21 protein-coding genes are annotated in these 25,524 nt (G+C 65.9%); 6 read left to right on the top strand and 15 right to left on the bottom strand.

What is annotated here, in order from left to right:
* Nucleotides 1-58: 58 nt before the first annotated feature.
* The 3 genes from ACFOOQ_RS04850 to ACFOOQ_RS04840 all read right to left on the bottom strand — a co-directional run bounded on the left by ACFOOQ_RS04850 (nt 59) and on the right by ACFOOQ_RS04840 (nt 1,680).
* Nucleotides 59-346 (bottom strand): FkbM family methyltransferase, encoded by a 288-nt coding sequence (locus ACFOOQ_RS04850; protein ID WP_379725330.1) that lies wholly within the window; start codon nt 344-346, stop codon nt 59-61.
* A gap of 2 nt (nt 347-348) precedes the next feature.
* Entirely contained in the window at nt 349-843 is a 495-nt protein-coding gene (locus ACFOOQ_RS04845) for an FkbM family methyltransferase (RefSeq protein WP_379722390.1), read from the bottom strand.
* Between the two features lie 159 nt (nt 844-1,002).
* Entirely contained in the window at nt 1,003-1,680 is a 678-nt protein-coding gene (locus tag ACFOOQ_RS04840; protein WP_379722388.1) for a class I SAM-dependent methyltransferase, read from the bottom strand.
* 39 nt (nt 1,681-1,719) lie between these two features.
* Here ACFOOQ_RS04840 and ACFOOQ_RS04835 point away from each other — a divergent pair, with 39 nt between their 5' ends.
* The gene (locus ACFOOQ_RS04835) at nt 1,720-2,340 is read left to right on the top strand and encodes an NUDIX hydrolase (protein WP_379722386.1); all 621 of its coding nucleotides are present in this window, start codon (nt 1,720-1,722) and stop codon (nt 2,338-2,340) included.
* Nucleotides 2,341-2,389: 49 nt separating this feature from the next.
* On the opposite strand, the gene ACFOOQ_RS04830 is transcribed toward ACFOOQ_RS04835, so the two are convergent.
* Both ACFOOQ_RS04830 and ACFOOQ_RS04825 read right to left on the bottom strand, forming a co-directional pair.
* Nucleotides 2,390-3,277 carry an NAD-dependent epimerase/dehydratase family protein gene (locus tag ACFOOQ_RS04830; RefSeq protein WP_379722384.1) on the bottom strand — a complete coding sequence of 296 codons (888 nt, stop codon included), beginning with the start codon at nt 3,275-3,277 and terminating at the stop codon, nt 2,390-2,392.
* Between the two features lie 351 nt (nt 3,278-3,628).
* The gene (locus tag ACFOOQ_RS04825; protein WP_379722382.1) at nt 3,629-3,886 is read right to left on the bottom strand and encodes a hypothetical protein; all 258 of its coding nucleotides are present in this window, start codon (nt 3,884-3,886) and stop codon (nt 3,629-3,631) included.
* Between the two features lie 101 nt (nt 3,887-3,987).
* Here ACFOOQ_RS04825 and ACFOOQ_RS04820 point away from each other — a divergent pair, with 101 nt between their 5' ends.
* From ACFOOQ_RS04820 to ACFOOQ_RS04800, 5 genes are all read left to right on the top strand, one after another.
* Nucleotides 3,988-5,130, top strand: coding sequence for a thiamine pyrophosphate-dependent dehydrogenase E1 component subunit alpha (locus tag ACFOOQ_RS04820; protein ID WP_379722380.1), 1,143 nt, complete (start codon nt 3,988-3,990; stop codon nt 5,128-5,130).
* Nucleotides 5,123-6,220: an alpha-ketoacid dehydrogenase subunit beta gene (locus tag ACFOOQ_RS04815; RefSeq protein ID WP_379722378.1), complete on the top strand. Its 1,098-nt coding sequence runs from the start codon at nt 5,123-5,125 to the stop codon at nt 6,218-6,220. Before ACFOOQ_RS04820 ends, ACFOOQ_RS04815 begins: the two co-directional genes overlap by 8 nt.
* Nucleotides 6,221-6,319: 99 nt before the next feature.
* Nucleotides 6,320-7,360 carry a DegT/DnrJ/EryC1/StrS family aminotransferase gene (locus tag ACFOOQ_RS04810; protein ID WP_379722376.1) on the top strand — a complete coding sequence of 347 codons (1,041 nt, stop codon included), beginning with the start codon at nt 6,320-6,322 and terminating at the stop codon, nt 7,358-7,360.
* A 3-nt stretch (nt 7,361-7,363) separates the two neighbouring features.
* Nucleotides 7,364-8,476 (top strand): DegT/DnrJ/EryC1/StrS family aminotransferase, encoded by a 1,113-nt coding sequence (locus ACFOOQ_RS04805; RefSeq protein ID WP_379722374.1) that lies wholly within the window; start codon nt 7,364-7,366, stop codon nt 8,474-8,476.
* A gap of 11 nt (nt 8,477-8,487) precedes the next feature.
* Entirely contained in the window at nt 8,488-9,153 is a 666-nt protein-coding gene (locus ACFOOQ_RS04800) for a PIG-L deacetylase family protein (protein ID WP_379722372.1), read from the top strand.
* Between the two features lie 29 nt (nt 9,154-9,182).
* On the opposite strand, the gene pelG is transcribed toward ACFOOQ_RS04800, so the two are convergent.
* The 10 genes from pelG to ACFOOQ_RS04750 form a co-directional block, all read right to left on the bottom strand.
* Complete coding sequence (pelG, locus tag ACFOOQ_RS04795; protein ID WP_379722370.1) at nt 9,183-10,562, bottom strand: exopolysaccharide Pel transporter PelG; 1,380 nt, start codon at nt 10,560-10,562, stop codon at nt 9,183-9,185.
* 1 nt (nt 10,563) lies between these two features.
* Entirely contained in the window at nt 10,564-12,132 is a 1,569-nt protein-coding gene (pelF, locus tag ACFOOQ_RS04790) for a GT4 family glycosyltransferase PelF (protein WP_379722368.1), read from the bottom strand.
* Nucleotides 12,129-13,217, bottom strand: coding sequence for a hypothetical protein (locus tag ACFOOQ_RS04785; RefSeq protein ID WP_379722366.1), 1,089 nt, complete (start codon nt 13,215-13,217; stop codon nt 12,129-12,131). The genes pelF and ACFOOQ_RS04785 overlap by 4 nt, the downstream gene beginning before the upstream one ends.
* A gap of 4 nt (nt 13,218-13,221) precedes the next feature.
* On the bottom strand, nt 13,222-14,616 hold the full coding sequence (locus ACFOOQ_RS04780; RefSeq protein WP_379722364.1) for a GAF domain-containing protein: 1,395 nt from the start codon (nt 14,614-14,616) through the stop codon (nt 13,222-13,224).
* 17 nt (nt 14,617-14,633) lie between these two features.
* Complete coding sequence (locus tag ACFOOQ_RS04775) at nt 14,634-16,184, bottom strand: hypothetical protein (RefSeq protein ID WP_379722362.1); 1,551 nt, start codon at nt 16,182-16,184, stop codon at nt 14,634-14,636.
* Nucleotides 16,185-16,223: 39 nt separating this feature from the next.
* The gene (locus ACFOOQ_RS04770; protein ID WP_379722360.1) at nt 16,224-19,385 is read right to left on the bottom strand and encodes a tetratricopeptide repeat protein; all 3,162 of its coding nucleotides are present in this window, start codon (nt 19,383-19,385) and stop codon (nt 16,224-16,226) included.
* The gene (locus ACFOOQ_RS04765) at nt 19,382-21,604 is read right to left on the bottom strand and encodes a polysaccharide deacetylase family protein (RefSeq protein WP_379722358.1); all 2,223 of its coding nucleotides are present in this window, start codon (nt 21,602-21,604) and stop codon (nt 19,382-19,384) included. Before ACFOOQ_RS04765 ends, ACFOOQ_RS04770 begins: the two co-directional genes overlap by 4 nt.
* Nucleotides 21,605-21,615: 11 nt before the next feature.
* On the bottom strand, nt 21,616-22,464 hold the full coding sequence (locus ACFOOQ_RS04760) for an endo alpha-1,4 polygalactosaminidase (RefSeq protein WP_379722356.1): 849 nt from the start codon (nt 22,462-22,464) through the stop codon (nt 21,616-21,618).
* Nucleotides 22,452-23,399: an NAD-dependent epimerase/dehydratase family protein gene (locus ACFOOQ_RS04755; RefSeq protein ID WP_379722354.1), complete on the bottom strand. Its 948-nt coding sequence runs from the start codon at nt 23,397-23,399 to the stop codon at nt 22,452-22,454. The genes ACFOOQ_RS04760 and ACFOOQ_RS04755 overlap by 13 nt, the downstream gene beginning before the upstream one ends.
* Before the next feature lie 212 nt (nt 23,400-23,611).
* Nucleotides 23,612-25,495: a potassium transporter Kup gene (locus ACFOOQ_RS04750; protein ID WP_379722352.1), complete on the bottom strand. Its 1,884-nt coding sequence runs from the start codon at nt 25,493-25,495 to the stop codon at nt 23,612-23,614.
* Nucleotides 25,496-25,524 lie beyond the last annotated feature (29 nt).

Here is a 25,524-nt window from a genome sequence, read left to right as displayed (position 1 = left end):
GGCGGGCTCCGGGGGTGATCGGCGCGTATCTATCCTGCCCGTCTGGAGCGTCGCGCAGCTATAGGATCCGATCCACAAGCTCGGATGGCACAAAGAACTGATTCCGCGCCTGCGCGGTCATCTCCGCCGCCCCGCTTGAGAAACGGGATGAGTCCGGATGGAAGGTAATGGGGCGATAGTCCCACTTCGTCATGATGTCGAAAATGCGCGGGTCGCCCATATTGACTTCGATCAGGAACACCGGCCTGCATCGCGCGACCATCGCCTCCATTCCCATGAGAGCTTCAGGTTCTGCGCCCTGGATGTCGATTTTCAGCATCGAGGCGTCAATCCCGAGCGCGTCGATCGTCAGCAGGCGGGTGGTGTTTTTTGCATGGAAAGCTTGTCGGCCAGCTTGGGATAAGCCCCGCCCGCGCCCTCTCTCGCGTCCTTCTCATCCAGTGCGCCGGCGCTATGCAGATCGACCGCAGCATAGCGCGGCACATAGAACGACACCTCTCCGCCATTCTTGTCGGAGACGGCGCCGATTACAAAATCATAGCGTCCGGCATTGTTTTCCTTGATGTGACGGAGCCGCGTCGAATGGTTGGGGTTGGCCTCAAATGAAACGACGCGCCATCCACTCAGCAGTTTCAGGAAGGCGCGGCCCGAGTGGCCGCGATTGGCCCCAAGATCGAGAATGGTTTTGTATGGAAAATCAATTTTCCGGGCCAGCACCGGGAAGCCATGGTAATCCATTTCATGAGGCAGCAGGAAATCAAAGTTATCGAGCAGGAAAACCGCAAGCCGGTATCCGAAAGGATGACTTTCAAGAATGCGAGCAGCCATCATCTTCAAAGACATTAACTTTCCTACTCCTTTAACGGCGCGCATGTTGCGGCGTGCGAAAAACCACTGGAGATCGGCCTATACAGACGCGGGTGCCGGCTGCCGAATGGATCGGAAGTATGGGCTAGCCCATTGATTCTCGGCAAGGCAAATCGGCATTCGCCATGACTCCGGCTAGAGCCGCAGGGCGTCATCCACTTTAAGGATGGTCCAGAAATAGTCGCCCCGGTAACCGGTCGCTGCAAACAGGTCGCGCCAGCCCGCTGGAGTGAGATAGGTCCGGGCCGTCAGCATCCAGTCTTCAAAAACCTGCCGCTCACGTTCGTCGCGATACGCATCGACCTGGACAAACCCGTGCGCGGGCGCGACTCTCGACATTTCGCGCAGGGCGCGTGCGCAGCCGTCAAGCTCGAGATTGTGGGCCGTGTTGATCGAGATCGCCAGCTTGAAGTCGGCATCCGGGAACGGCAGTGCATCGCAGCTGCCCTGGATCAGGTACGGCTGCGCTTCCGGGACTGCATTGCGGAGCGCATAGCCAGACACATCCAGTCCCCAGACATCGAGGCCGGGCAGGGCTTCCCGCAGATCCTTGACCAGGAACCCCTTGGCGCAGCCGATGTCGAGTACCCGGTCGCCGGGGCGAAGATTGTAGTGCTCGATCAGGCGGTGCGCGACAGGCACCCAGCGGCCGTCATAACGGTACCCGCCATAGCCCTGTTCGCGGCTGCCGTCGAAATACTCGACATCGAACTTGAGTGCCAGCTCGCGGTTTTCGTCCTTGTTCAGCCTGCGGGCAGCGAGGTCCCGTACGGGTTTCGATTTTACTTGAAGGAAGTCAATAAGCGCGCCCATAACAATCACATCCTTCCGTCAAGACAGGGGAGGCGTCTGATGACGCGACAGCCGGACTGCCTGGTGGTCGCAGCGTCCGTCGCGCGCAAGCTATACAAGTCCGGACGTAATCGCATGACGAAACCCTTCCGAGGTCCGAAGACGCTGATACTGCAGACACCCTTTGTCCGGATCTGGAACCAACGGGTGTCTTTCGGCGCCTTTTCTAAAGAGTACGATATCGTCGACTTCGGGCCGCGCGTTGGCGTTCTGGTTCTCCGCGCGGATGAAGTCCTGCTGGTCAGGCAGTACCGTTTTCTGGTCGACCGGCCCTGCTGGGAGATTCCAGGGGGCTCCTGCGAGCCGGGGGAGAGTTTGGCGGCAGCGGCGCGCCGCGAGGTTCTTGAGGAAACCGGGTTCGGGATCGGTGAGGTCCGACCACTGCTGACCTATTACCCCGGGCTCGATAATGTGGACAACAGGACGAGTGTCATGATCGCCCGCGTGATCCATCAGGAGCGCGCATTCATCCCCGATCCCGCGGAGGTCATCGAGATCGCGTGGCTGCCGCTTAGTACTGCGCTGGAGATGGTTTTCAGCGGCGAAATCCTCGACGCCATGACGGCAGTCGCGCTGACCGCCCATATTGCTAGGCGGCATTCGTCAGGCGATCCAGGTTGACGTGAAACCACAAAGTGAAGGCATCGAACGGCATTAGCTGCAGCCCGGCCTAGTTCTGCGTTGCCATCATGCCAAGATGAGCGTTCTTCAGGCCGGTATCAAGCGGCTCGAACGCGAAGTCCGGAAACGCGCGGTGCAGGGCGGAGACGTCAAAATGGCGGCGGGTGACCAGGTTCTGACGGGGCGTGGTGATGATGTCGACCGGCGTGTCGAACAAGCCTGCGACCTTGCGCGCGAGATCCATGTAGCTGATCGAATGGCCGGTCGCCAGATTCAGAAGGCCCTGGCTGCGATGTTGCAGGGTCAGCAAGATGAGGCGGCAGACGTCATCGACTGAAATATGGTCGCGCGTCTCCTCACCTTCACCGAACAGCGTCACCCTGGAATCTTTCAGAGCCATGCGCCGCAGGCGGTTCGGGCCATAGGAGTTGTGGGTATCCTCTGCCCCGTAGATCAGAGTTGGCCGCAACACGGCGACGGGCGACTTGGCCGCCGTCTTGGCCATGAGCTCGCGGGTGATATGCATCGTTGCATATAGGTCGGTCGGTTCGGCTGGCGTTGCTTCGCTGATCGGCCCATCCTGCATCGGGTAGACGGCGTCGGAGCTGATGTATACTAGGTGTGCGGGTGGAACGGCTTCGCAGGCCGCGCACACGGCGGCCATCATGCGGATGTTGCTTTCCAATGGCCCGATGCCGCGGCCCTTGTCCGGGGTCAGCGCGGCAAGCATCACGACCGCATCGGTTGGCCGCAGCTGCTGTGCCAGCCGGTCGGCGGCGCCGGTTGTCGAAAGGTCGATGTCCGCGCTAGACAACGCTAGGCAGGGGATCGCGGTTTCCGCCAGCAGGCTGGCCAGCCTGCGCCCGACAAAACCCTTGGCGCCAATAACAGCAACACGCTCGGGTTTCACTGGCTCCTGGCGGCCGTGGTTCAGCATCAACTGTTTCCTTTCGAATCCATTCCCGGAGGGATGTGGCTCAACCCACTCGGCGGCAGGCGCCATCGCCCAGTAAGTTATAAGGTTATAATGGCGGCCTCGACCAGTGATCGACAAGTTACATCCGGCAAGGCAGTCAAATTTTCTGAAGGTTCGGGATAGTCGTCGTTGACCGGGATCGTGAAATAGCCGACATCGTGCCTGCGGTCATCGACCATGTAGCTGCGGCGCAGACTGATAGCCCTGAGCATGGTGACGGCGACCGGAGTGTTGGGCTTCGACTTGTAGAAGCGGCTTTCCGGTAGTTCCGCATCCCAGCAGACCCGGCTTTTCCGCAGGGACTGCCTCGCATCAGCCGGTCGTACATGGCTGCAACTGTTCCGGCGGGCAGCACGCCCCCAGCATCAGGTGGAACGCGGACAGCGCTGCGGCCAGCGATTCGCTCATATCAGGAGCGGTCTTGGCGGAGGCCTGGGCGACTTCCGAAAATACGTCTTGCTTTGCACGGCCGACAGATACCCCCACTGCTGTGACCGCACAACGCATGAGCCGCGGATCGCCGTTGAACACTGCCGCGGCGCTCGGGAATGCTAATGTCTTGGAAGGCATGGTGAATTTACAAATCGGGGCGGGAATGGCCAATGGTGGCGGGCGGGGCTGGCCGATGCCGGCATCCGGCCCGGCCGTTGGCCCCCGGAAGTCAAGATGTTATGATTCGCGGCGCGCTCGGATCTCTGTGGAATATCATCATTGAGGCAGGGCGGTTGGCGGGCCTCTCGCTGGGCCGGGGGGCACCGGCCTGCAGCCGGTCAGTGAAAGCGCTTGCGAGCCGCGTACGGGTGGGCCGGGAACGGGTTGTATTTGACGGGGTGGTGGCATTGATATCGAACGAAGAACGCCATTTTGCGCTGACCTTATTTCGCGACATTCTTCGTATTCGTCTTATTGAAGAGGCCATAGCCAGCCGCTATGCCGAGCAGGAGATGCGCTGTCCGGTGCATCTGTCGATCGGGCAGGAGGCGGCTGCCGTCGGCATGTGTGCTGCGCTGACGCCGGATGACCGGATGTTCTCGACGCACCGCTGTCATGCCCACTATCTTGCCAAGGGCGGCGACCTGAAGGCGATGATGGCGGAGATTTACGGTAAGGCCGCCGGCTGCGTCGGCGGGCGCGGCGGGTCCATGCATCTGCAGGACCAGGCGGCGGGCCTGATGGCCAGCGTGCCGATCGTCGGCGGGTCGATCCCGATGGCGGTGGGCACCGCACTGTCCGATTCGCTGGACGGCAATGATCGCGTTTCCGTGGCCTGTTTCGGCGATGCCGCCATCGAGGAAGGCGTGTTCCACGAGAGCATGAATTTTGCCGAACTGCGCAAGCTGCCGGTCATCTTCCTGCTCGAAAACAACCTGTATTCGGTTTACACGCCGCTGGCCGAACGGCAGCCCGCCCGCCCGCTGACCGACTGCGCCCGGGCTTTCGGGATGACGGCCGAAGCGGTTGACGGCAATGATGCGCTGGCGGTCCATGCCACAGCGGCAGCGGCGGTGGCGCGGGCGCGGGCCGGCCAGGGGCCGACATTGCTGGTGCTGTCGACCTACCGCTGGCGCGAACATTGCGGGCCGAATTACGACAACAGCATCGGCTATCGGACCGAGGCTGAGTTCGAGGCCTGGAAGGTGCGCGACCCGCTTGCCGTTCTGCGTGCACAATTGACGCAGGCCGGTGCGATCGATGCCGCTGTCGAGGCGAGGCTGGTCGACGAGCTGACGGGCGAGATCGACGCGGTATTTGAATTCGCCCGCTCGGCGCCGTTTCCAGTCCCCGCGCAGGCGCAAGAGTTCGTCTATGCCTGAGCAACCGGCAGCCGGCATGCGCACAATCAGCTATGCAGAGGCCGTCCGGGAGGCCCTGATCGAGAGCGGCAAGAAAGACGCCAATGTGATTTTCTTTGCCGAGGGCATCCAGGATCCTGCCGCCGTCTTCGGTACCACCCGGGGGCTGGCGGAAGCCTGCGGCAGCAATCGCGTGATCGAGATGCCGGTGTCCGAAAACGGCCTGACCGGGGTGGCGGTCGGCGCCGCCCTGCTCGGCAAGCGGCCGGTCATCAGCTTCCACCGGGTGGAATTCGCCCTGCTGGCCCTCGACCAGATCCTCAACAATGCCGGCAAGGCGCATTACATCAGCGGCGGCCGACACAAGGTTCCGCTGGTCATCCGCATGGTCGTCGGCCGCGGCTGGGGGCAGGGACCGGAGCATTCCCAGAGCCTCGAAGCCCTGTTCGCCATGATGCCGGGCGTGAAGACCGTGATGCCGGCGTTCCCGGCCGACGCCAAGGGGTTGATCGCGGGAGCGATCGCCGATGACAACCCTGTCATGGTCATCGAGCATCGCTGGTGCCATTATGCCACCGGCCATGTCCCCGAGGGCTATTACAGCCTGACGCTCGATGGCCCCCAGGTGGTGGAGGCCGGCGGCGACGTCACCATCGTTACCACATCCTACATGACCCTGGAGGCCCTGCGGGCCTCGAAGGTGTTGCGTGCCATCGGCGTCAATGCCGAAATCATCGACCTGCGCGTCCTGCGGCCGCTCAACATGCAGCCGATCCTGGCCTCGCTGGCGAAAACGGGGCGCCTCGTTACCGTCGATACCGGCTGGCGCACCCTGGGCATGGGCGCGGAGATCGTCGCGTGCGCCGCAACCGAAGGCTTCGGCCTGCTGAAGGCGCCGCCGCAGCGGCTGGGCATGCCGGATCACCCCACCCCCAGTTCACGCGGCATGGTGCCCGGTGTCTATCCCGATGCCATCCGCATTGTCCGGACGGTCGCCGGAATGCTCGGGCTGTCCGCCGACAGGCTCGCGGCGGCCGAAGAGCAGTTGGCGCAAGAGCGCGGCGATCTGCCTGTCGATGTTCCGGATCCTTTCTTCAAGGGCCCCTTCTGAGGCTCCCCTGCAATGCATCCAGCGCAAGGCCAGACTATGCGTGTCCGATACTCCCCGCTTGGTCAGCAGTATGCAGACCCCGAGCCGATTTTCACAGAATTGCGCGAGCTGGTCCGCTCGGGCGATTTCACGCTTGGCAAGGTCGTCGGTGAATTCGAGGCGATGTTTGCCGAGGCTGTCGGCGTCCGTCATGCCATTGGTGTCGGCTCCGGCACCGATGCTCTGAAGATACCGCTGAAGGCACTGGGGATCGGACCCGGCGACGAGGTCATCACCACGGCGAATACCTTCTGGGCGACGGTCGGCGCCATTGCCGAGGCCGGCGCGCGGCCGGTCTTCGTCGACTGCGACGACAGCTTCTGCATGGATGTGGCGCAGCTTGATGGTGCCCTGACGTCGCGGACCAGGGCGATCATGCCCGTGCACCTGACCGGCGATGTTACCGATATGCCGAAGGTGATGGCTTTTGCCGAACGGCATGGGCTGGCGATCGTCGAAGACGGCTGCCAGAGCCTGATGGCGCAGCTCGACGGCCAGCCGGCCGGTACATTCGGGGTCGCGGCCGGCTTCTCGATGCATCCGCTCAAGATCATCAATGTCTGGGGCGACGCCGGCGTCGTCGTCACCAACGACGACGAGATGGACCGCAAATGCCGGTTGCTGCGCAATCACGGGCTGCGCAATCGCGATGAAATGGAAATCCTCGGCTACAACTCGCGGCTTGATTCCGTGCAGGCCGTGGTCGGCAAATGGATTCTCCGGCAGATCGAAGACATTGTGCGGCGGCGGGCAGAAAATGCCGCGTATTACGATGCCGGTCTGCGCGACGTTGCCGGCATCCGGTTGCCGCCACGCAATCCCCGGGTCCGCAACGTCTACCTGTTGTACATGTTCTTCGCCGAGCGTCGTGACGCGCTGCTGGAATACCTCGTTGCTCATGGCGTGGAAGCCAAGGTCCATTACCCCGTCCCGATATATCAGCAGGATGCGCTGCGGTTTCTTGGCCACAAAGCCGGAGATTTTCCGGTGACCGACCGTCACGCGCGCGAGGTCATTACGCTTCCGGTCGACCAGCATCTGTCGGTGGCCGAACTCGATCACGTCATCGAAACCGTGCGCAATTTCTATTCAAGAAAGTGAACAATGGCTGACGAATTCAAGGTCCCCTTCATCGACCTGCAGATGCGTTACGAGGAAGAACGCGAGGAGATCCTCGCCTGTGTTGATCGGGTCCTGTCGAAGGGGCATCTCGTCCTCACCGAAGAGGTCTTCGAGTTCGAGCAGAAGGTCTGCGATTATACCGGCGCCAAACACTGCATTTCCCTGAATTCCGGCACCGATGCGCTGATGATCGGTATGTGGGCGATGGGTATCGGCCGCGACGACGAGGTGATAACGCCGCCGGTCTCTTTCGTCGCTTCGACCGGTTCGATCGCGCACATCGGCGCCACCCCGGTTTATGCCGACGTGCTGGACGACCAGACCATCGATCCGGCGGAAATCGAAAAGAAGATCACGCCCAGAACCAGGGCGATCATGCCGGTGCACTGGGTGGGGCGGATTGCCGACATGGATCCGATCATGGACATTGCCCGGCGCCACAATCTGCTGGTGATCGAGGATGCCGCCCAGGCTATGGCGGCCTATTACAAGGGCCGGCATGGCGGCACCTTCGCGCATTGCGCGGCGGTTTCGGCGCATCCGCTGAAGAACCTGAACGCGATCGGCGACGGCGGGTTCCTGCTGACCGATGATGACGAGATTGCCCGCAAGGCCAAGCTCTACCGGACCCACGGGCTGGAAAGCCGCGACAACTGCGTGATGTTCGGCGTGAACTCGCGGCTGGACGTCGTATCGGCAGAGGTTCTCAAATTCCGCCTCGACCGCCTCAAGGGCGTTGTCGAGGCGCGCCGCCGCAATGCCAATGTCTACCGGTCGATCATCAAGCCCGGCCCCGTCTTCATCCCGGAAGAGAAGGCGCATGAGCAGGTGTCGTATGTGATGTTCATCGCCCAGTGCGACGACCGGGACCGCCTGCAGAAGTATCTCGTCGACCACGGCGTGCAGACGCTGGTCTATTACGGGACGGCCCTGCACCTGCACAAGGCGGCCGAGAAATACGGCTACAAGCGTGGCGATTTCCCGGTCGCGGAACGGCAGTGCGACCGGGTCCTGGCGCTGCCGCACATGCAGTATCTGTCCGAGGACCAGTGCGCCTATGCAGCGGACCTGGTCAACAAGTTTTACGGAGTCTAGGGCGTCCGGCGATGGCGAACGTCCTGATCATCAGCCCGCACGGGATGGATGAGGTGCTTGGCTGCGGCGGTGTCATCGCCCGCCATGCTGCCGCAGGGGATCGCGTCGATGTCCTAGTCCTCTTCGGCGACGGCACTGGCATGGATGCAGGTCGGCGGATCGCGGCGCCCGCCGCGGCCGGGATTCTCGGTGCCACTGCGCCGGTTTTTGCCGGTCTGCCGGAAAATCGCAGCGACAGCCTGCCACTGATCGATATCATCCGGCCGATTGAGGATGTCGTCAAACGGCTGCAGCCGAGCGTTGTCTATGTTCCCCATGGCGGCAGCCTGCACGTCGATCACCACAGCGCCTTCCGCGCGGCCGTCACCGCGATCCGGCCGCTACCGGGTCACCCGGCGGGGCGCATATATGCCTATGAAATAGTGTCGTCGACGGAATGGGCGCCGCGCGGTCTGGGTGCCGACATTTTCGTTCCGACCCGGTTTGTCGATATTTCCGCCGTGCTGGAAAAGAAAATGCAGGCCCTGGACTGCTACCGGGCGGAAATGCGCCTGGCGCCGCACAGCCGGTCGGTCGAGGGTGTGCGCGCACTTGCCACGCACCGTGGCCATGTGGCGGGGCTGCAGGCGGCCGAGGCCTTCGTCACGGTGAGGGAGGTCCTGACCGGTCTGCTCTGATCCGGCGACTTCCGGCTGTGGGCGCGGCATCATTTGATGCTGGCGTTGTTCTTCACGAAGGTCAGGAACGGCAGGCGCGCGACCTCGCGGACCACCACGGCGAGCGCGGCGAGAAAAGCGATCAGCGAGGCGAGGAAAAAGCCGTAGCCGTACCAGGCGAAACCCCAGGACAGGCTGAGCCAGCTCAATCCGCCATTGAGGCAAAGATACAGCAGGGTCAGCTGCACCAGCCGCAGGCGCAGGTCGAAATAGGCCAGCACGATGGTCAGGAAGACGAACAGGATCTGGAACAGCGAGCCGATGGTGCCGAGCCGGAAGATCCCGATCTGTCGTGCATCGATGCCGAGCGCCGCGAACAGCGCCGGGCTGCACAGGATGGCCAGCGCGGCAATCACGCTCTGCAGCAGCAGGATGTTGCGGCCGGCCGCATTGAGGCTGCGGATGATGGCGGCATGGTTCTCGCGGATCTCGCGCCAGGTCGCATGCGCCTCGATGGCGCGGTAGAAGGTCTGATAGCGTTCGAAGAATTCCGTCTCGATGGCGATGATGAAGATCGCCAGCACCGGCACGGTGGTCATGTTGGCAAGGAACATGGCGCTGTCATAGGCCGGATTGCTGATCAGGCCGACCGCGGCGCGCTCGGCATCGGGCGCCAGCCACAGCACCAGCTTGTCGCACCAGATGGTCAGATTGTAGGCGAAACCGAACAGGGCGAGCTGCCAGAAGCGCGGGAAATAGCGCAAGAAAGCGAACGGCCGCACGATGCCGTAGGGATATTCGACCATCACCCGCAGCGTGAGCGCGAAGAAGATCACCGCGAGGCCGATGGCAAAGCCGCCGATCAGCCCGGCGGCGCCATAATTGTCGAGTAATGCCCAGGCGGCGCCGAGGCCGATGGTCATGCCGCCGGCAAAGCTGAGCCCGATGGCGCGATAGTCCTTCAGCGCCGAGAGGAACACGCTGACCAGCCAGATGCCGCAGATCAGGAAGTAATGCACGGCGCTGGCCAGCCGTTCGGGCAGCGTCATGTCGGTGTGCAGGAAGTACAGCCAAATGACGATCGGCGCCTGCAGGCCGAGTGCCACGGCAGTGGCACCGACCAGCATGCCGGGTGCCTCCTCGACCTTCTGCTCGTAGATGCGGTCGGCCAGATAGCGGGTCATCACCAGCAGGAAGGGGCCGCAGCAGACCAGCGACAGGGCGAAATTGTAGATGGTGACCAGCCGGAAGGTCTCGACCGCCTGGCGGCCGCCGGCGGCCTCGCCGAGGATGCCGACCGCCGCCATGGCGATCACCGTCACCAGGAAGGGGCCGGACGAGACCAGCGCCGCATAGACATAGCCGACAGCGACGCCGACCAGATTGTCCTGCCGGGTCAGCCGGCGCAGGACGAAGCCGATGCCTGCCATGTCAGGTCGCTCCCGGCTGGCGCTGCTGCCGCCAGCGGGCGAAGAAGCCGCGTTGTCTCGGTGTGCGCAGATGCACCGGCGCGGCGTCGGGCAGGGCGATCGCCTCGGCGTAGAGATCGCCGTAGATACGGTCAAGATGCCGCTTGTTGTAGCGCAGGCGGACGCGCTCCTGGATGGCGCGCGAGGCGGCGGCCAGGGTTTCCGGGTTGCGCAGCAGGGCGGCCAGCGCGGTCGCGGTCGCCTGCGGATTGGCCAGCGGGGTGATGGCGCCGCCGGCACCGAGCGCCGGGCTTTCGTCGGGCGGGCCGAGGATCATCTCGCGGCAGGCGCCGACATCGGTGGCCACCGTCGGCACGCCGGCGGCACCGGCCTCTAGGATCACCAGCGGCTGTGCCTCCGAGATACTGGTCAGCACAATGGCATCGATGCGGCCGAGCCAGTCGTCGAGCTTCACCTGTCCCATGAACTTCACCGTCTCGCCAAGGCCCAGCATGGCCACCAGGTCGCGACATTCCTGGCCGTAGCCCGGATCTTCGTCGAAGGGGCCGAGGATCAGGGCCTGCAGGTCGGGGATCTGCTGGCGCAGCATGGCGGCAGCGCGGATATAGGTCTTCACGTCCTTGATCGGCACCACACGGCCGATCAGGGCAATGGTCGGCGGCTGGCCGACGGTGTCGCGCGGCACGGCGGAATAGCGGTCGTAGTCGATGCCGTTGGGGATCACCTGCAGGCGCTCTTCCGGGGCGCCGTCGCGGCGCTGCAGGTCCTGGTTGCCGCCATACAGGGTAATGATTCGCCAGGCGGCGCTGTAGGCGCAATGGGAATAGCCGGTGAAGGTGTCGATCCACAGGTCGCGCAGGTCGCGTTTCTTGCGTTGCACCGTCAGTGATCCGGCATTCACCTCGTGCAGCCAGTTGGCCATGGTGATCTCGATGCGGCGCTCGTTGGTGTAGATGCCATGTTCGGTGATCAGGGCCGGGCGCCGCGTCTCGATATGCGCCCGCGCCGCCAGCATGCCGGCATAGCCGGTCGAGATCGTGTGATAGGCCCGCGCCGGCGGGATCTCGGCCAGCAGCACGGCGAACAGGCTCGACATCATGCTGCGCCAGCTCCAGAAGAACTCGAGGAACGAGCCCTCGGGCATCTCCCGGTCATAGAGGCGCAGCACGCTCTGCCAGGCGGCCGGCGAATTGAGTAGCCGCCGGCGGCCGAGCCGGCGACGGGCCGGGGCCAGCGCCGCATCGAGCAGGGCCAGGTCTTCCAGCTGGCCGGCCTCCATCAGGGCGGTGATGCCGTGCTCCATGCGGCGGAACAGCCGGTGGTCGCCGGGCATGGAGCGGCTGCCGGTCGGGATATCCTGCAGATAGACATGCTCGATGCCGACGACGTTGCCGGGCACCGTGTAGCGCGGTTTGCGCTCCTGCCGGTCGGGCAGCAGGCAGACCAGATGGAAGCTGCGGTCGGCGTGGGTCTGCAATACGTCATGCACCCAGCTCGACACGCCGCCGGCCACATAGGGATAGGTGCCCTCGAGGATCATGCAGATATCGGCCGGCTGCCGCGCGGTCATGATGCCGCCTTCGCACTGTCCAGCCACAGCCGCGCGCTCTGCTGCAGGCGATCTTCCTCGTCGCCGGCATCCAGCAGCAGGTCGCCGAAACGGGCGGCGATGCCGCGCAGTTCGGCGAAACGGCCAAGATGGAACAGGCATTCGAGATACCAGCCGACAATGGCGCGGCTGCTGCGGTCCTGGTCGAGCCGCTGGCCCAGCCAGTCGACGGCATCGGCATGGCGGCCTTCGCGTACCAGGATGCGGCTGATCGCCATGCGGATATCGGCATCCTGCGGTTTCAGCTTCAGGCAGGCGCCATAATACATCAGCGCCGAACGGCGGCTGGCATGCTCGCGGCCGGAATCGAGCAGGCCGGAAAAGGCATAGGCATCGTAATGCCGCGCCATGGCGAGCTGGTGCTCGAAATCCTGCGGCGCAGCTTTCGCCGCAGCCTCCAGCGCGATGGTGCGGTCGGTAAAGCCGCTTTCGATCTCGGCGGTCGCGGTTGCAGCCTGCACGCGGATCGCCGGGTTGGCATCCTGCAGGGCGAGTTTCAGCGCCGGGGCGAATTCCGGCCGGAAGCGGCGGGCCAGCAGCATCAGCACGGCGCGCTTCTGCTCGATGGTGCCGTACCGCATCACGTCGGTAAACGAATCGATGCCGCTCAGCGTCTGATTGGCGCTGCGGCCCGAGGCGATCATGCGGTAGAGCTTTTCGTCCTCGTCGTCCTCTTCCTCCGGGAACAGCGCCGAATACCATTGCTCGAAGGGCGTCGCCTGGCGACGCAGGATCACCTGCAGCGGCGTGATGACGGCCAGTCCGAGCGTGCCGAGCGGCCCGAAGAAACAGCCGGACACCGCCAGCAGCATGGCGAAGCGGTTGACCCGGCCGCCGCGCCGGAAGGTATAGGCCCAGCCCAGCACCAGCAGCACGATACCGAGATGGAAGCAGGCGAACGGCAGCAGGCCGATGCGATCGGTAAATGCCAGCCACAGCAGGCCGGTCTGTGCCGCCAGTGTCAGCAGGCAGGGCAGCAGAATCTCGGCCGTTCGCCGCCACTCGTTGCGGCCGCGGACGGCTGTGGTCTGGCCAGGTGTCGTCATTCCGTCACGGTGCCCCGGGGCGGTCGTCGGCCGGCGGGTCGTACAGGCGGTGCACGGCGATGCTGATACGCAGGCCGGGATGCTCGCGGGCCAGCAGGGCCGTCAGTTCGGTTTTCAGCTTGTCGCCGGCGATGGTGGCATGCCGGTGTGGTGTCGCCGGCAGCACGACATCGTAATCCCAGCCGCTCGCGCGCGTCTCGAAGGCAAGGTCGGTGTCACGCAACGCGGCGTGCACGGCCTGGCCGACGGCTGCCGAGATTTCCGGCCGCCGCGAGGCCGGCAGCTGTTCGGCGCCCTGCACCGACAGCCGCAGCGCGCTGACCGGAAAGCCGATGCGGCGGGCAAGGTCGAGCACGATGCGGGTTTGCCGCTCGCGGAAGCCGGCGGCGAACAGCGACCGGCTGCTGTCATAGGCCGAGCCGGCCTCGGCCTTGCGGAAGCGCAGGGCATGGGCATAGGCGGTGGCGATCCAGTCGCAGGTGACGCGGAAATTCTCCACCGTCGAAAGGTTGAAGTCGAGGAAGCCGATCTGTTCGACCTTGACCATGCCGAACACTTCGCCGGTATCTGCCGACAGCAGCGGGCCGGCCATGAGGCCCTCGTCGGCCAGGATGTCGAGGTCTTCCGGCTGCGAGGCATTCAGCATGCGCTGCTGGCCGATCACGGCGCGGAACAGCGCGCTGTTACTGTCGAAGCGACGGCCGTACTGCTCGGGCGTTGCCCAGCCTTCGGTGATCAGTGGCTGCAGCCGGCCGTCCTCCAGCAGGAAGACGGAATACTGCTGCGGGTCGAGAATGGTGCGGATGATCTGGTCGACGCCGGTCAGCACCTCCTCGGGTGCCAGCCGGTCGATGGCGCGGGCCGCCTGGTAGAGCGACACGACGGTCTTCATCTGGCCGGCGACGCGCACTTCGAGGCGCGTCTTCGCCGCCGCCAGCTTGCGGTAGGCATCGTCCAGCGTGCCGATATGCTGTTCGGTTTCGACCAGCCGGCCGGACAGTTCGGCGATGCGGTTGCGGTGGCGCCGGCCGATCTCGCCGATGAACACAACGGTCAGCAGCCAGAGGATCGGGTTGCGGGCCAGTTCCAGGATATAGGCGTAGATGTCCTGGTCGATCGGCTGGTCGGGAATGTTGCCGATCAAGAGGGCAGCGGTGCTGGCGACGGCGGCGAGCAGGGCCTCGCCGGTGCCGTATTGCGCCGCCATCAGCAGGATGATGATCCAGAAGGGATGCGGCTGCACACTGGCGAAGCGGTCGCTGGCGAAGACATAGCGGTCGAGCAGCAGCGCGCCGGCGAGGAACACCGCGATCTCGAGCAGCGCGGTGATCCGCCAGCCGCCCATCCGGCGTGGGGGCTTCGGCGGCGATGCCGTATCCACGGGGGTGTCCGGTTCCATGGCGGCCTGCGCTGGGCTCAGAAACGCCACTGGGCGTAGGCGCCGGCCCGGGTCACGTCATCACTGCTGCCGCGGGTCAGCGCCTTGGCATGGCTGGCGCGCAGGCCGGCCTCGAAATGCTCCTGCCCGACCAGCGCCAGGCTGCCGCCGAGGATCGGGCCGCCCTCGTTGTAACGGTCATAGGCGTAACCGCCATAGAGATTCATGCGTAGCCAGTCGGTCAGGTTCTCGGCCATGGAGATGTCCAGGCTGTGGATTTCGCGGGTACTGATATCGAGCGGCCGGAACAGGGTACCATCGGCGGCGCGGTAGGATTTCTGGCTGTCGATGTATTCGCCGTCGAAGCCGTAGCCGGCACTCATGTCGAGATCGCCGAGCGTGAATGCCTTGCGCAGGCCGCCGTTCAGCCCGGCGCTGCGGGTGACGTCGTCGTCGCCGTCGATGCCGTAGCGGTTGTAGCGGACCCCCAGCGTGGCCGACCAGCTGTCGCCGAACTGGCGCTCGTGCTGCAGGTCGACGCTGTCCTGGGTGCCATCGTTGACGATGCCGGACACCAGTTCCCAATAGGCGCGGTGGTAGGTGGCGCCGAGCTTGGTTTCCTGCCGGGCATCGCGCCAGGCATAGGAGACAGCGGCGCCGGGCGTGCCCTTGGAATCGCCGAGCAGGGCACCGCGCAGGGTGCCGCCGGCATCGAAAGTGTGGCTGACATAGACTTCGGCGCGCTGGCGGTCGAGATGGGCGGGCGCGCTGGTGCCGTTCAGGTTCAGCGCCGCATCGGTGTCGAGCCGGCGGGTTTCGACGATTGCGCCGGCATCGGTCATCCTGCCGATGGCGGTCTGCCCCTGGCCCACGGTGATCACCTGGCGGTCGGCATGCTTCACCTTGGCGACATCGGTATCGGCGCGCACGAAGGGGGCGCCCTGCTGGCCGAGGCGGCGGGCGGCATCGGCATAGAATTCGTTGTCGCCATCGAGCGCGCCGGCACGGCGGAAAGTGTCGGCCGCCTGGCGCCAGGCGCCGCGGGTTTCGGCCAGTTCGGCGCGGGCGGCGAGGATTTCCGGCCGCTCGCCATAGCGGGCGGTCAGCGTATCGAGATCCATGGTCGCCTGGCCGATCTGGCCGCGCTGGATCTCGATGCGGACCAGGGTCAGGCGACGCTGCAGCTCCGGCGGGATTTCGCCCGGCGCGGCGCCTGTGATGGCGGCAGCGGCCGGGGCTTCCGCCAGCAGCAGCCGGCTGCCATCGCCGACGGGGGTGAGGGTATAGGTCAGCGGCCGCTTGCCGCGGATCAGCAGCTGGTCATAGCCGGTACTGACATAGTCGACGAGGTCCGGGTAGAGCCGCGGCAGGGCATCGCCGAGGCCCGGGTCGATCGGCTGCGGGAAGCGCAGCAGCAGTTCGCGGTGGTCCGGGGTCAGTTCCGCCTGCGGTGTTTTCCCATTCAATATCAGAGTGTTGCTACCTGTCGTCGCGGCCTGCGGGGTCTGGGCTGCAACGGGCAGGGCAGCACACAGAAGCAGCAGGGTGGCGACCATGATGCGGCCGATATGTCGGGTAAACTGTGTCATGCAATTCTACTCTAAATGATATCCGTCCGGTTATCGCGGTTAAGGATTGATAATCCGTTCCGCTTCGTCGAGGCGGCCGAGATCAATCAGCAGGCCGGCAAGATCGGTGCGCAGGCCGGTATCGTCGGGCCGCGTCTTCAGCAGCCCGGCAATGGTCCGGTCCATCTCGCCGGTGCGACCGAGCCGGCCGAGCAGGAAAGGGCGGGCACGGACGGCGGCGTCGCTCGGCCGGTGCTGGCGGTCGATGATCGCCAGCGCCGCGCGGTACTGGTCGGCCGCTTCGCTGCGTTTCTGGCCGGCCAGCAGCAGCTCGCCGTAATTGTAGTGGCTCTGCCAGTCGGCCGGGCCGCCGGCGAGATAGCGGGCATAGAGTTTCAGCGCCTCGCTGCGCCGGCCGCCGCCATAGGCGGCCAGCGCCAGCCGGCGGATCGCCTCACGGTCGTTCGGGTCGGCGGTCGCGAGATCGCGGGCCAGGCCGGCGACGGCATGCGGCAAGCCGAGGTCCTCGGCGCGGCCGAGCAGGGCGGCCAGCCGGCCACCGTCCTGCCTGGCGGCCTTGCCGGCGCGCAGCAGCCAGTCTTCCGCCTCGCGGGTCTTCTGCTGTCCGGCCAGATAGTCGACCAGCAGGTCGAGCCGGGCCGGCTGGCGCAGGATGCTGTCGTCATGGCCGAGCAGGGCGGCCACCCGGTCGCCGCCGCCATGGTCGAGCAGCAGTTGCAGCCATTGCCGTTGTTCGCCGTCGTTGGCAGCGCGCGCCCGCCGCTCCAGCCAGTCGAGGCCGGCCGCGCCCGGCCGCGGGCCCCACAGGTACAGCAGCTGCTGGGTATCGTCGCCATCGGGTCCTTCGCGTTCGGCCAGCTGGCGGAAAGTCTCCTCGGCTGGTGCCTTGGCGCCCAATTCGAGCAGGCGAAAGGCCGCGGCGCGGCGCTCGGTCACTGGAGTGCGATCATTTCCGGCGGTCCGGGTGATATCGGCAATCAGTTCGTCGCGCCGGCCGAGCTTTTCGAGGGCGGCTTCGTAGGACGACTGCCAGTCGCCGCCCCAGCGTGTCGCCGCTTGTTTCAGGTACGGCAGGGCGCGCTTGTCGCCGCCGATGTCGATCAGCGCGTAGAGATCGGCCTCGGCCTGCTTGCGGTCGCGCGCATGCTCCATGCGGCTGGCCAGCAGGGTGACGGCCTCGTCGCGCCGGCCGAGCTTCAGCAGCAGGTCGAGGGTGGCATCGCCGGCGGCGGGGTCTCCGGCAGCCGCCAGGGCCTGCCAGCGCGGCAGCGCCTTTGCCGGTGCCAGACGGGTCAGCAGTTCGAGCCGCGCCCGGGCGTCGTCGCCGGAAAGATTGCCGGCATCGAGATCCTGCTCGGTGGCCGTGGCGATGGCTGCGGTGTTGCCGACAAGCCTGAGTCGTGAATCGGTCAGCGTGCCGATGATGGCGTGGCGCCCGGCCGGCGTCAGGCCGGGCCGGTTCAGCGCGGCAAGGGCAATGGCGGCGACGTCGGCGCCGGTCTGGCGTGCCGCTTCGAGGGCGAGCTCGGTGGCATCCGGGGTTTCCGGCGGCAATCCGGCCAGCAGCGGCAGGGCCTCCTTCGGCCGGTTGAGCGCCAGCAGGGCACGCGCCTGCAATGCGGCATGATCGGGCGTCGGCTGCAGTGCCGACAGCCTTTGCACGGCGGCCAGCGCCAGCGGCCAGTGTGCGGCATCGCTGCCGATGTAGTAGAGGTCGGTCAGCAGCGCGGCATCCCGTGGCGCGGCCTGGCTGATCCAGTCGGCCACGGCACCGGCGTCGCCGGAAGCCGCGGCAAGCCGCGCCCAGGCCGCGTCGAGTGGCGCCAGTCGCGGCCGTTTCGCGCGCACGGCGGCCAGCAGGGCGGCGCCTTCACCCTGGCGCTTCAGCTGCGTGTAGGCTTCGGCGAGATCGCTGAAATTTTCCGGCGGCAGCCGCGGATCGCCAGCCAGGGCCGCCATGACAGCAAGGCCGCGGCTGTTGTCGCCGAGCTGCAGCAGCACCTGGCCGAGCAGCACGCGATCCTCGAAGCCGAGGCCGGCTTCCCTGACCTGGGCAAGCCAGCTCTTCGCAGCAGTCTTGTTGCTCTCGGCCAGTGCGAAGCGCGCCGCCAGCAGCGGCTGCGCCGCCATCGCCGCCTCGCTGAGGTCGCCGCGCAGCCGGGCGGCCAAGCTGACCTTCTGCTTCTCCGGTGCGGCATCGAGAATCGCCACGGCATCGGCGATGCGGCGGTCGGTCATCGTATCGAAGGTTGCCACCGCGAGATCGAAGCGGCCGGCGTCCAGTGCCAGTTCGAACAGCAGGCGGCGGCCGTTGGGTGGCAGCGGCGCGGTATTGTCGCGGCCGGTCAGGCGGGCGAGGGCGGCATCGCTGCGGCCGTTGGCCGCTTCCACGGCGGCAAAGGCTTCGGCATGGCGCCGGGCGAGCGCCGGTTCACGGTCGGCGGCGGCGATGACGGCAAGGGCGGCGGCACTGCCGTTGCGGCGAACGATCGCCGACAGCACGGCTTCGACGTTGTCGCTGTCGGCATCGCTGCCCTTGCGCAGCCAGTCGAGCAGGGTGGCCTGCAGCCGCGCCGCATAGGTGGTGCCGGCAATGACCGTGTAGAGATCGACGAAACCGTCATCCACTTCGCGCGGCTGGCTGCGAGCGAGAGTGTCGAGGGTATCGAGGGCCTGGTCGGCTTTGCCGTCGATGCCCTGGTAGCGGGCGAGTTGGATATAGTCTTCGGCCTCGGCCTTGCCGGTGCGGACCAGTTCCGTAAGCGCCCAGCGCCGCGCCGTGCGATCGTCGCGGAAGATGGCGAGATCGAAATAGTCGTGCAGAGTGTCGATATCGCCGGTGACGGCGTAAAGCGCCTTGCGGGTCTTTTCCTCGTCGCCGAAGCGGTCGACCTGGTGCTGCAGATCGGCCAGCAGGCGCAGCGCCTTGGGGTCGTCCGGACGCTTGCCGACAAACAGTTCCAGCGCGTCGATGGCGCGTTCCGGCGTGCCGTTTTCAAGGTAGAGGTCGACCAGCGGCCGGATCGTGCCGGCTTTCAGGTTGCCGTCGGCGATGTTTTCTTCCAGCAGGGTCTGGGCGCCGTCGAAGTTGCCGCTGCGCATCATCATCAGCGCCTGCTCGGCGCGGCGTGGCACCACGGCGATGCTGGCCGCCAGGGCCGCCAGCGCGATCACCACCACCAGCAGCAGGTTCAGTTTCACGGCCGCGCCCCGAGCGTCAGCGCGGCACCGGCGGTGGCAGTGGGCGGAAGCGAGAAGGCGAGCCGGCCGGTTGCGTCCGCGGCGGCCTCCTGCTGCGCGGTGGCGCCATCGGGGCCGGCAAGCGTGATCTTCCACAGGCTGGACGGTGCCACCTGCCAGACGAAGCTGCCATCGCCATAGCCCTGCACCTGCATGCGGCAGCCGGCGACCTCGCAGGCAAAACCATGGATGCGCCAGCGCGCATCCTGCAGCCGCGGCCGCGCGACCGGCACGGGCGTGGCGGTCAGGCTGATCTCGGGCTGCGGCATGTCGGGATCGATGGCGACATAGAGCACGCCGCCGTCGTGATGCCAGCCGATCACGCCGCTGCTGGTCTGCAGGTCGGGGCTCAGGGCCGCCAGCGGACCGTCGAAACGGATGGTGCTGAGTGCGCCGTGGTCGGCGATGCGCCAGCTGTGCGGCCCGGTCTGCTCGATCCGGGTGGTGAAGAAGCCCTCGGCGATACTGGCGTAGGTGTAGGTGCTGACCGGCGCCACGCTCTGCTGGCGGACCCAGTCGAGGTTGTCTTTGACGGCGTTCAGCGAGGCGAGCCGTTCGGCCGAATAGATATGGTAGTAGAGATTCAGCGGCTTGATGCGCAAAGGCGTGCCGGTGTTGATCCAGGTCTGGCGCAGATAGCGGTAGCCGAAATAGCGGTTGGTCCACAGGTCGGTATAGGTGTTCTCGTTCGATCCGGCGGCATAGATCTGGATCTCGCCACCGACCCGCGCACCGATCGGCGCCACCGACGAATAGGACGGATATTCGGCGTCAAAGCGGGAATCGCCGCCGTTGATGTTGAGCGCGCCGGCCTCGCGGGTCAGCTTCAGGGCAAGCGGAAACGGCGAGGTGTCGCCCGACCATTGCACCAGACGCACCGGTTTGCCGGGCGGCGACAGGGTCTGCAGGAAGGCGATGGCGCCGCCGATCTCCTGATGGATGTCGAAGGGTTTGTCGCCATAGGCGCGCGGGATGCGATAGCCGGTATGCAGGCCGGCCGCGCGGGCGGCCTGCATGCTCTTCTCATCCGGATCGCCGCCCTGGTAGCGGTCCTGGCCGCGTGCGTCATAGATGGTGCGGAACGGCTTCTCGCTGGCCGGATCGTAATTGCGGAAAAAGCCCCATTGGAACGGATGGCTGTAGGTATGGCTGGCCGGCTCGACATTGGGGCGGGCGAATATCTCGCGCGCCAGCTCCATGGCCGCCTTGCTGCCATGCCAGGCCGGATCCAGTTCGGCCACGATGGGAGCGATCGTCACCGGCAGGTCGGGATAGCCGTCGACGATTTCGTGCAGGATGACTGCGGCGGAAACGACATGGCGGCCGGCATAGCCCGGCACCCGGCTTTCGTTCAGCCAGCCGTCACCGTCGATATGGCTGTGGAACAGGCGCCGGCCGCTGACCGTGGTGACGTCGGGCTTGGGCAGCGCATCGGTGGCGAAGACGCTTGAGAAGAAGCCGAAGGGGTTGATGAACCAGCGCGTGCGCAGGAAGGCCGGGTCGCGGAAATAGCCATAGCCGGGCGAGACGATGCCACCCTGCCGGCCGATCACGGCAAGATTGCTTTCGTCGGCCTTGCCCTGCGGACCCTGCACGACCAGCAGGGCCTGCACCAGATCGTCGCTCGGTTTGAAGATGCCGAAGGCGGGCAGGATTTCCGGCAGGGCCCGCTCGAAGGCCATGCCGGCCGGGTCGCTGCTGACCACCTTGCTGCCATAGGTATCGGCGATCCAGCGGTCCTGCATGTGGACGCCGAGCCGGCCCAGCACCCGGTCGACGGCCGCCGGATCTGGCACATGGCCGGCGGCATCGCGCAGCGGCAGGTCGCCGAGGATACCGAGCCGCAGGCCGTGGCCGGCGGCGGCGTCGAGCCATGTCCATACGGCGGCCGGATCATCGACCTGCTGGCTGGTCAGCCACATCAGGATGCCGCGCAGGTCATCGCGGCCGGCGATTTCCGGCAGGCCCTTGCGGATGTCGTGGAACTCGACAGTCAGGCCGAGATAGTTGAGCGGCATCGCCGCCAGCTGGTGCACGTTGCTGAAGCGCAGCTGCGGCTCAGTCTTGCCGTCATACAGCGCCAGGATGGTGCGTGGCACGGGGGCGGCCACGGCCTGTCTCGCCGGCAGGACCAGCAGGCAGGCAAGGACAAACAGGCTGCGAAGGACAAAGCGTGCCATGCCGGTTCCCCTCAGGGTTCCGGAATGATGCGGTCCAGCGCCCGCGTCGCCACATAGGGCAGGAAGCCGGCGGTGCGTTCGGCGGCATAGATCTTCCTGATGCCGGCGGGATCGTCCGGCGACCAGTAATCCAGCGTCATCACGGTCAGTTTCGGATTGCGCTGCTGCACGGCCTTCAGTTTCGCGACATAGGCCCTGTAGTCGGCGTCCGGCGTCAGGACATAGGCATTGCGGTCGGCCGACCAGTTGGCACGGATGCTCTCGCCGAGCACGAAGTCGATGTCCGTCGCCACGGCATCGTGCAGCTCGAAGGCGCGGTTCAGCATGATCTTCGCCGTCGGGAACCGCTGGCGCAGCTCATGCACCAGTTTTGCCGCCGCCGCGGTCATGCCCTTGTAGCGCACCGGGTCGAGGCGTTCGAGGTGGCCGGGATCGTCCAGCGTGTCGAGGAAAAAGCCGTGGAAGCCCTGTGTCCAGACGCTCGGTGCCAGCGTGTCGAGAATCCGCTTCTGCCAGGCGGGATTGCGGATGTCGACGAAATAGCTGCCCGGCCAGTGCGGGTTTTCGTCAAGCAGCACGCCGGAAGCCTTCACGGCGGCGAAATCCGGCCGCCAGGATTCCATCTCGCCGAGGCTCATGTAGCCAAGCAGCCAGATGTCGCGGTCGAGCAGCGGCGCCAGCGGCGGATGGCGGTCGGCATCAAACACCGCCAGGCGATAGTCGAAAAAAGCGCGCGCCGGCTCGCTGCCCCGGTAATACACCACCCAGGGCGCATAATCGGCGGCCCGGGCGGCGGCGGGCAGAAGCAGGAAGAGGACAGCCGCAAGGAACCGCAGGGCCAGCCCGGTCAGGCGGCGCATGGCGTCCCGTCGAACACATGGGCCAATGTCGGGCGCAGCCCCTCGTCGAGCGTGACTTTCGCGGTCACGCCCAGCGCCGCCATGGCGGCTGCCGGATTGCCGATCGAACGGCGAATGTCGCCAGCCCGTGCCGGGACGTGTTTGACCTGCGGCGGATGGCCGGCAATGCGGCCGATGGCGGCGGCGAGCTCGAGCACGCTGGTCGCCCGGCCGGTGCAGACATTGTAGACACAGGATCGCTGCGGCTGCCGGCTCATGGCGGCCAGCAGGTGGCCAACCACGTCGCCGACATAGACGAAGTCGCGCACCTGTTCGCCATCGCCGAACACGGTCAGCGGCTCGCCGGCGGCGATGTGGCCGGAAAACAGCGCGATCACCCCGGAGTAGGGCGAGGCCGGGTCCTGGCGCGGACCATAGACGTTGAAGAAGCGCAGGCCGGTGGTCGGCACGCGATGCACCAGCCAGGCGACGCGGCCATGCATTTCGCAGCCGAGCTTGTCGGCGCCATAGGCAGTCAGCGGCTCGGTCGCGGCGGTCTCGGCCAGCGGGGTCGCCGGGTTGTCGCCATAGACGGCGGCGGACGAGGCATAGACGACCGGGCAGGGCTGGCCGTCCCGGGCCTGCCGGGCGGCATCGAAGACGGCAATGGCACCGGCCTGGTTGGCGCGATGGGTGTCGTACCAGTGTTCGACCGATTGCTGGACCGAGGCGATGGCGGCGAGATGGAAACAGCCGTCCACGCCCTCCATGGCCGCATGGGTCAGGGCGAGGTCGGCCACATCGGCGACGATCAGCTCGGCAGCCGGAGCGAGATTAGCCCGGCGCCCGGTCGACAGATTGTCGAGCACCCGGACGGAATCGCCCCGCGACAGCAGGGCGTCGACGAGATGGGATCCGATAAATCCGCATCCGCCTGTTACGAGATACTTGGCCACCTGGATCGACCCCACCCACTAGAACAATGTCGTATTTAATACGCGCACTGGTTACGGTCAAATTAACTTTTGGCCGCTGCCGAAGCTGTGAGGGTGAGAAACACTGTCCGGGTCCGGCGGACAAATTGGTTTTTGGTAACCCTTCGCCGGCCCGAGGCCGGCCTGCCGTCTGAAGGCGCGCAGAACGGCGGATTTCTGTAGCCGGGAGGTATCTAGATTTCAACCTGTATGCCGAGTTCCACCACCCGGTCGGGCGGCAGGTTGTAGAAGGTGGTGGCGCCCATGGCATTGCGCGACAGGACGGCGAAAAGCTGTTCGCGCCACAGCGACATGCCGGGCACCTGGTCGGAGGGGATGACGGACTCGCGGCCGAGGTAATAGGTGGCCCGCTCAAGGTCGATCTTCACCCCGAGCTCCTCGGCGAAGCGCAATGCCACCGGGATGTTGGGCGTCTGCATGAAGCCGTAATGGGCGAAAATCCGGCAGAAGCCCTGGTCCATCGGCTCGATGGTCAGGCGGTCCTGGGCGCCGACGCGCGGCACGTCCTCGGTGACCACGGTCAGCAGCACCACCTGCTCGTGCAGCACCTGATTGTGCTCCAGGTGATGCGGCAGGATGGTCGGCACCATCGGTGCCGTCGCAGTCAGGAAGACGGCGGTGCCGGGCACCCGGATCGGCGGCTTTTCTTTCAGTTTCCCGAGGAAGGCATCGAGGCGGATCGCGTTCTGCATCAGCTGGATACGCAGCAGTTCGCGGCCGCGCGACCAGGTGGTCATCAGCAGCAGGATCACACCGCCGGCTGCCAGCGGGAACCAGCCGCCCTCGAAGATCTTGATGCTGTTGGCGCCGAGGAACAGCAGGTCGAGCAGCAGCAGGGAGCCGGCAACGAGCAGCGCCGACCAAAGCGACCAGCCCCAGCGGTCGCGCATCACCCGGAAGATCAGCAGTGTAGTGATCACCATGGTGGCGCTGACCGCGATGCCGTAGGCGGCGGCGAGATTGGCCGAGCTGCCGAAGCCGAGCACCAGCCCGATGGTGGCCAGCGCGAGCGCGGTATTGACGATGGGGACATAGACCTGGCCGGTTTCTTCCGACGAGGTCTGCACGATCTGCATGCGCGGGCAGCGGCCGAGCTGGATCGCCTGGCGGGTCAGCGAGAAAGCACCCGAGATCACCGCCTGCGAGGCGATCACGGTGGCCATGGTGGCCAGCGCGATCAGCGGGTAACGCGCCCAGTCGGGCGCCATGTGATAGAAGGGACTGACGGCGCGCAGCGGATCGGCCAGCACCAACGCGCCCTGGCCGAAGTAATTCAGCAGCAGGCAGGGGAAGGCACAGCCGAACCAGGCCAGCCGGATCGGCGTGCGGCCGAAATGGCCCATGTCGGCATAGAGCGCCTCGCCGCCGGTCACCACCAGGAAGACGGCGCCAAGCACGGCAAAGGCCGTGCCGCCGGCATCCAGGCAGAAGCGGATCGCATAGACCGGGCTGAGCGCCTGCAGCACCTCGGGGTGTTGCAGGATCTGCACCACACCCAGCAGGCCGATGATACCGAACCAGACCACCATCACCGGCCCGAACAGGGCGGCGACCCGCGCGGTGCCGCGTGACTGGAAGGAAAACAGCAGTACCAGGATCACCAAAGTGATCGGGATGACGAAGGGGCCGATGCCATGCGCCGTGGTCTCGAGGCCCTCGACGGCGCTGAGCACCGAGATGGCCGGCGTGATCATGCCGTCGCCATAGAGCAGCGCGGCGCCGAAGATGCCGAGCGCGACCAGCACGCCGCGGCCGGGCCGCTTGCTGCCGGGCCACGGATTGAGCAGGGCGAGCAGGGCGAGGATGCCGCCCTCGCCGCGGTTGTCGGCCCGCATCACCAGCAGCAGGTATTTCAGCGAGACGACGACGACCAGCGACCAGAAGATCAGCGACAGGATGCCGAACACGCGGTCCGGCGTCGGCTCAAGGCCGGCCAGTGCCTGGCGGAAGGCATAGAGCGGGCTGGTGCCGATATCGCCATAGACGATACCGAGCGCCGCCAGCGCGAGCCCCGCAGTCCGGCGTTTGCCGGTATCCTCCTGGACGGCCGCTGTCATGGATTAGCGGCGGGCCCGACGCTGTCGTG

This window comes from Ferrovibrio xuzhouensis (genome assembly GCF_042648965.1).
GTDB lineage: Bacteria > Pseudomonadota > Alphaproteobacteria > Ferrovibrionales > Ferrovibrionaceae > Ferrovibrio > Ferrovibrio xuzhouensis.
Note: the sequence above shows the minus strand (reverse complement) of the source record. Positions and strands in the feature narration are given on the sequence as shown.

What these genes read in the sequence shown, in the direction of transcription:
- ACFOOQ_RS04845 (WP_379722390.1), bottom strand. Translation starts at nt 843, where the DNA reads ATGTCTTTGAAGATGATGGCTGCTCGCATTCTTGAAAGTCATCCTTTC.
- ACFOOQ_RS04840 (WP_379722388.1), bottom strand. Translation starts at nt 1,680, where the DNA reads ATGGGCGCGCTTATTGACTTCCTTCAAGTAAAATCGAAACCCGTACGG.
- ACFOOQ_RS04835 (WP_379722386.1), top strand. Translation starts at nt 1,720, where the DNA reads ATGACGCGACAGCCGGACTGCCTGGTGGTCGCAGCGTCCGTCGCGCGC.
- ACFOOQ_RS04830 (WP_379722384.1), bottom strand. Translation starts at nt 3,277, where the DNA reads ATGCTGAACCACGGCCGCCAGGAGCCAGTGAAACCCGAGCGTGTTGCT.
- ACFOOQ_RS04825 (WP_379722382.1), bottom strand. Translation starts at nt 3,886, where the DNA reads ATGCCTTCCAAGACATTAGCATTCCCGAGCGCCGCGGCAGTGTTCAAC.
- ACFOOQ_RS04820 (WP_379722380.1), top strand. Translation starts at nt 3,988, where the DNA reads ATGATTCGCGGCGCGCTCGGATCTCTGTGGAATATCATCATTGAGGCA.
- ACFOOQ_RS04815 (WP_379722378.1), top strand. Translation starts at nt 5,123, where the DNA reads ATGCCTGAGCAACCGGCAGCCGGCATGCGCACAATCAGCTATGCAGAG.
- ACFOOQ_RS04805 (WP_379722374.1), top strand. Translation starts at nt 7,364, where the DNA reads ATGGCTGACGAATTCAAGGTCCCCTTCATCGACCTGCAGATGCGTTAC.
- ACFOOQ_RS04800 (WP_379722372.1), top strand. Translation starts at nt 8,488, where the DNA reads ATGGCGAACGTCCTGATCATCAGCCCGCACGGGATGGATGAGGTGCTT.
- pelG (WP_379722370.1), bottom strand. Translation starts at nt 10,562, where the DNA reads ATGGCAGGCATCGGCTTCGTCCTGCGCCGGCTGACCCGGCAGGACAAT.
- pelF (WP_379722368.1), bottom strand. Translation starts at nt 12,132, where the DNA reads ATGACCGCGCGGCAGCCGGCCGATATCTGCATGATCCTCGAGGGCACC.
- ACFOOQ_RS04785 (WP_379722366.1), bottom strand. Translation starts at nt 13,217, where the DNA reads ATGACGACACCTGGCCAGACCACAGCCGTCCGCGGCCGCAACGAGTGG.
- ACFOOQ_RS04780 (WP_379722364.1), bottom strand. Translation starts at nt 14,616, where the DNA reads ATGGAACCGGACACCCCCGTGGATACGGCATCGCCGCCGAAGCCCCCA.
- ACFOOQ_RS04775 (WP_379722362.1), bottom strand. Translation starts at nt 16,184, where the DNA reads ATGACACAGTTTACCCGACATATCGGCCGCATCATGGTCGCCACCCTG.
- ACFOOQ_RS04765 (WP_379722358.1), bottom strand. Translation starts at nt 21,604, where the DNA reads ATGGCACGCTTTGTCCTTCGCAGCCTGTTTGTCCTTGCCTGCCTGCTG.
- ACFOOQ_RS04760 (WP_379722356.1), bottom strand. Translation starts at nt 22,464, where the DNA reads ATGCGCCGCCTGACCGGGCTGGCCCTGCGGTTCCTTGCGGCTGTCCTC.
- ACFOOQ_RS04750 (WP_379722352.1), bottom strand. Translation starts at nt 25,495, where the DNA reads ATGACAGCGGCCGTCCAGGAGGATACCGGCAAACGCCGGACTGCGGGG.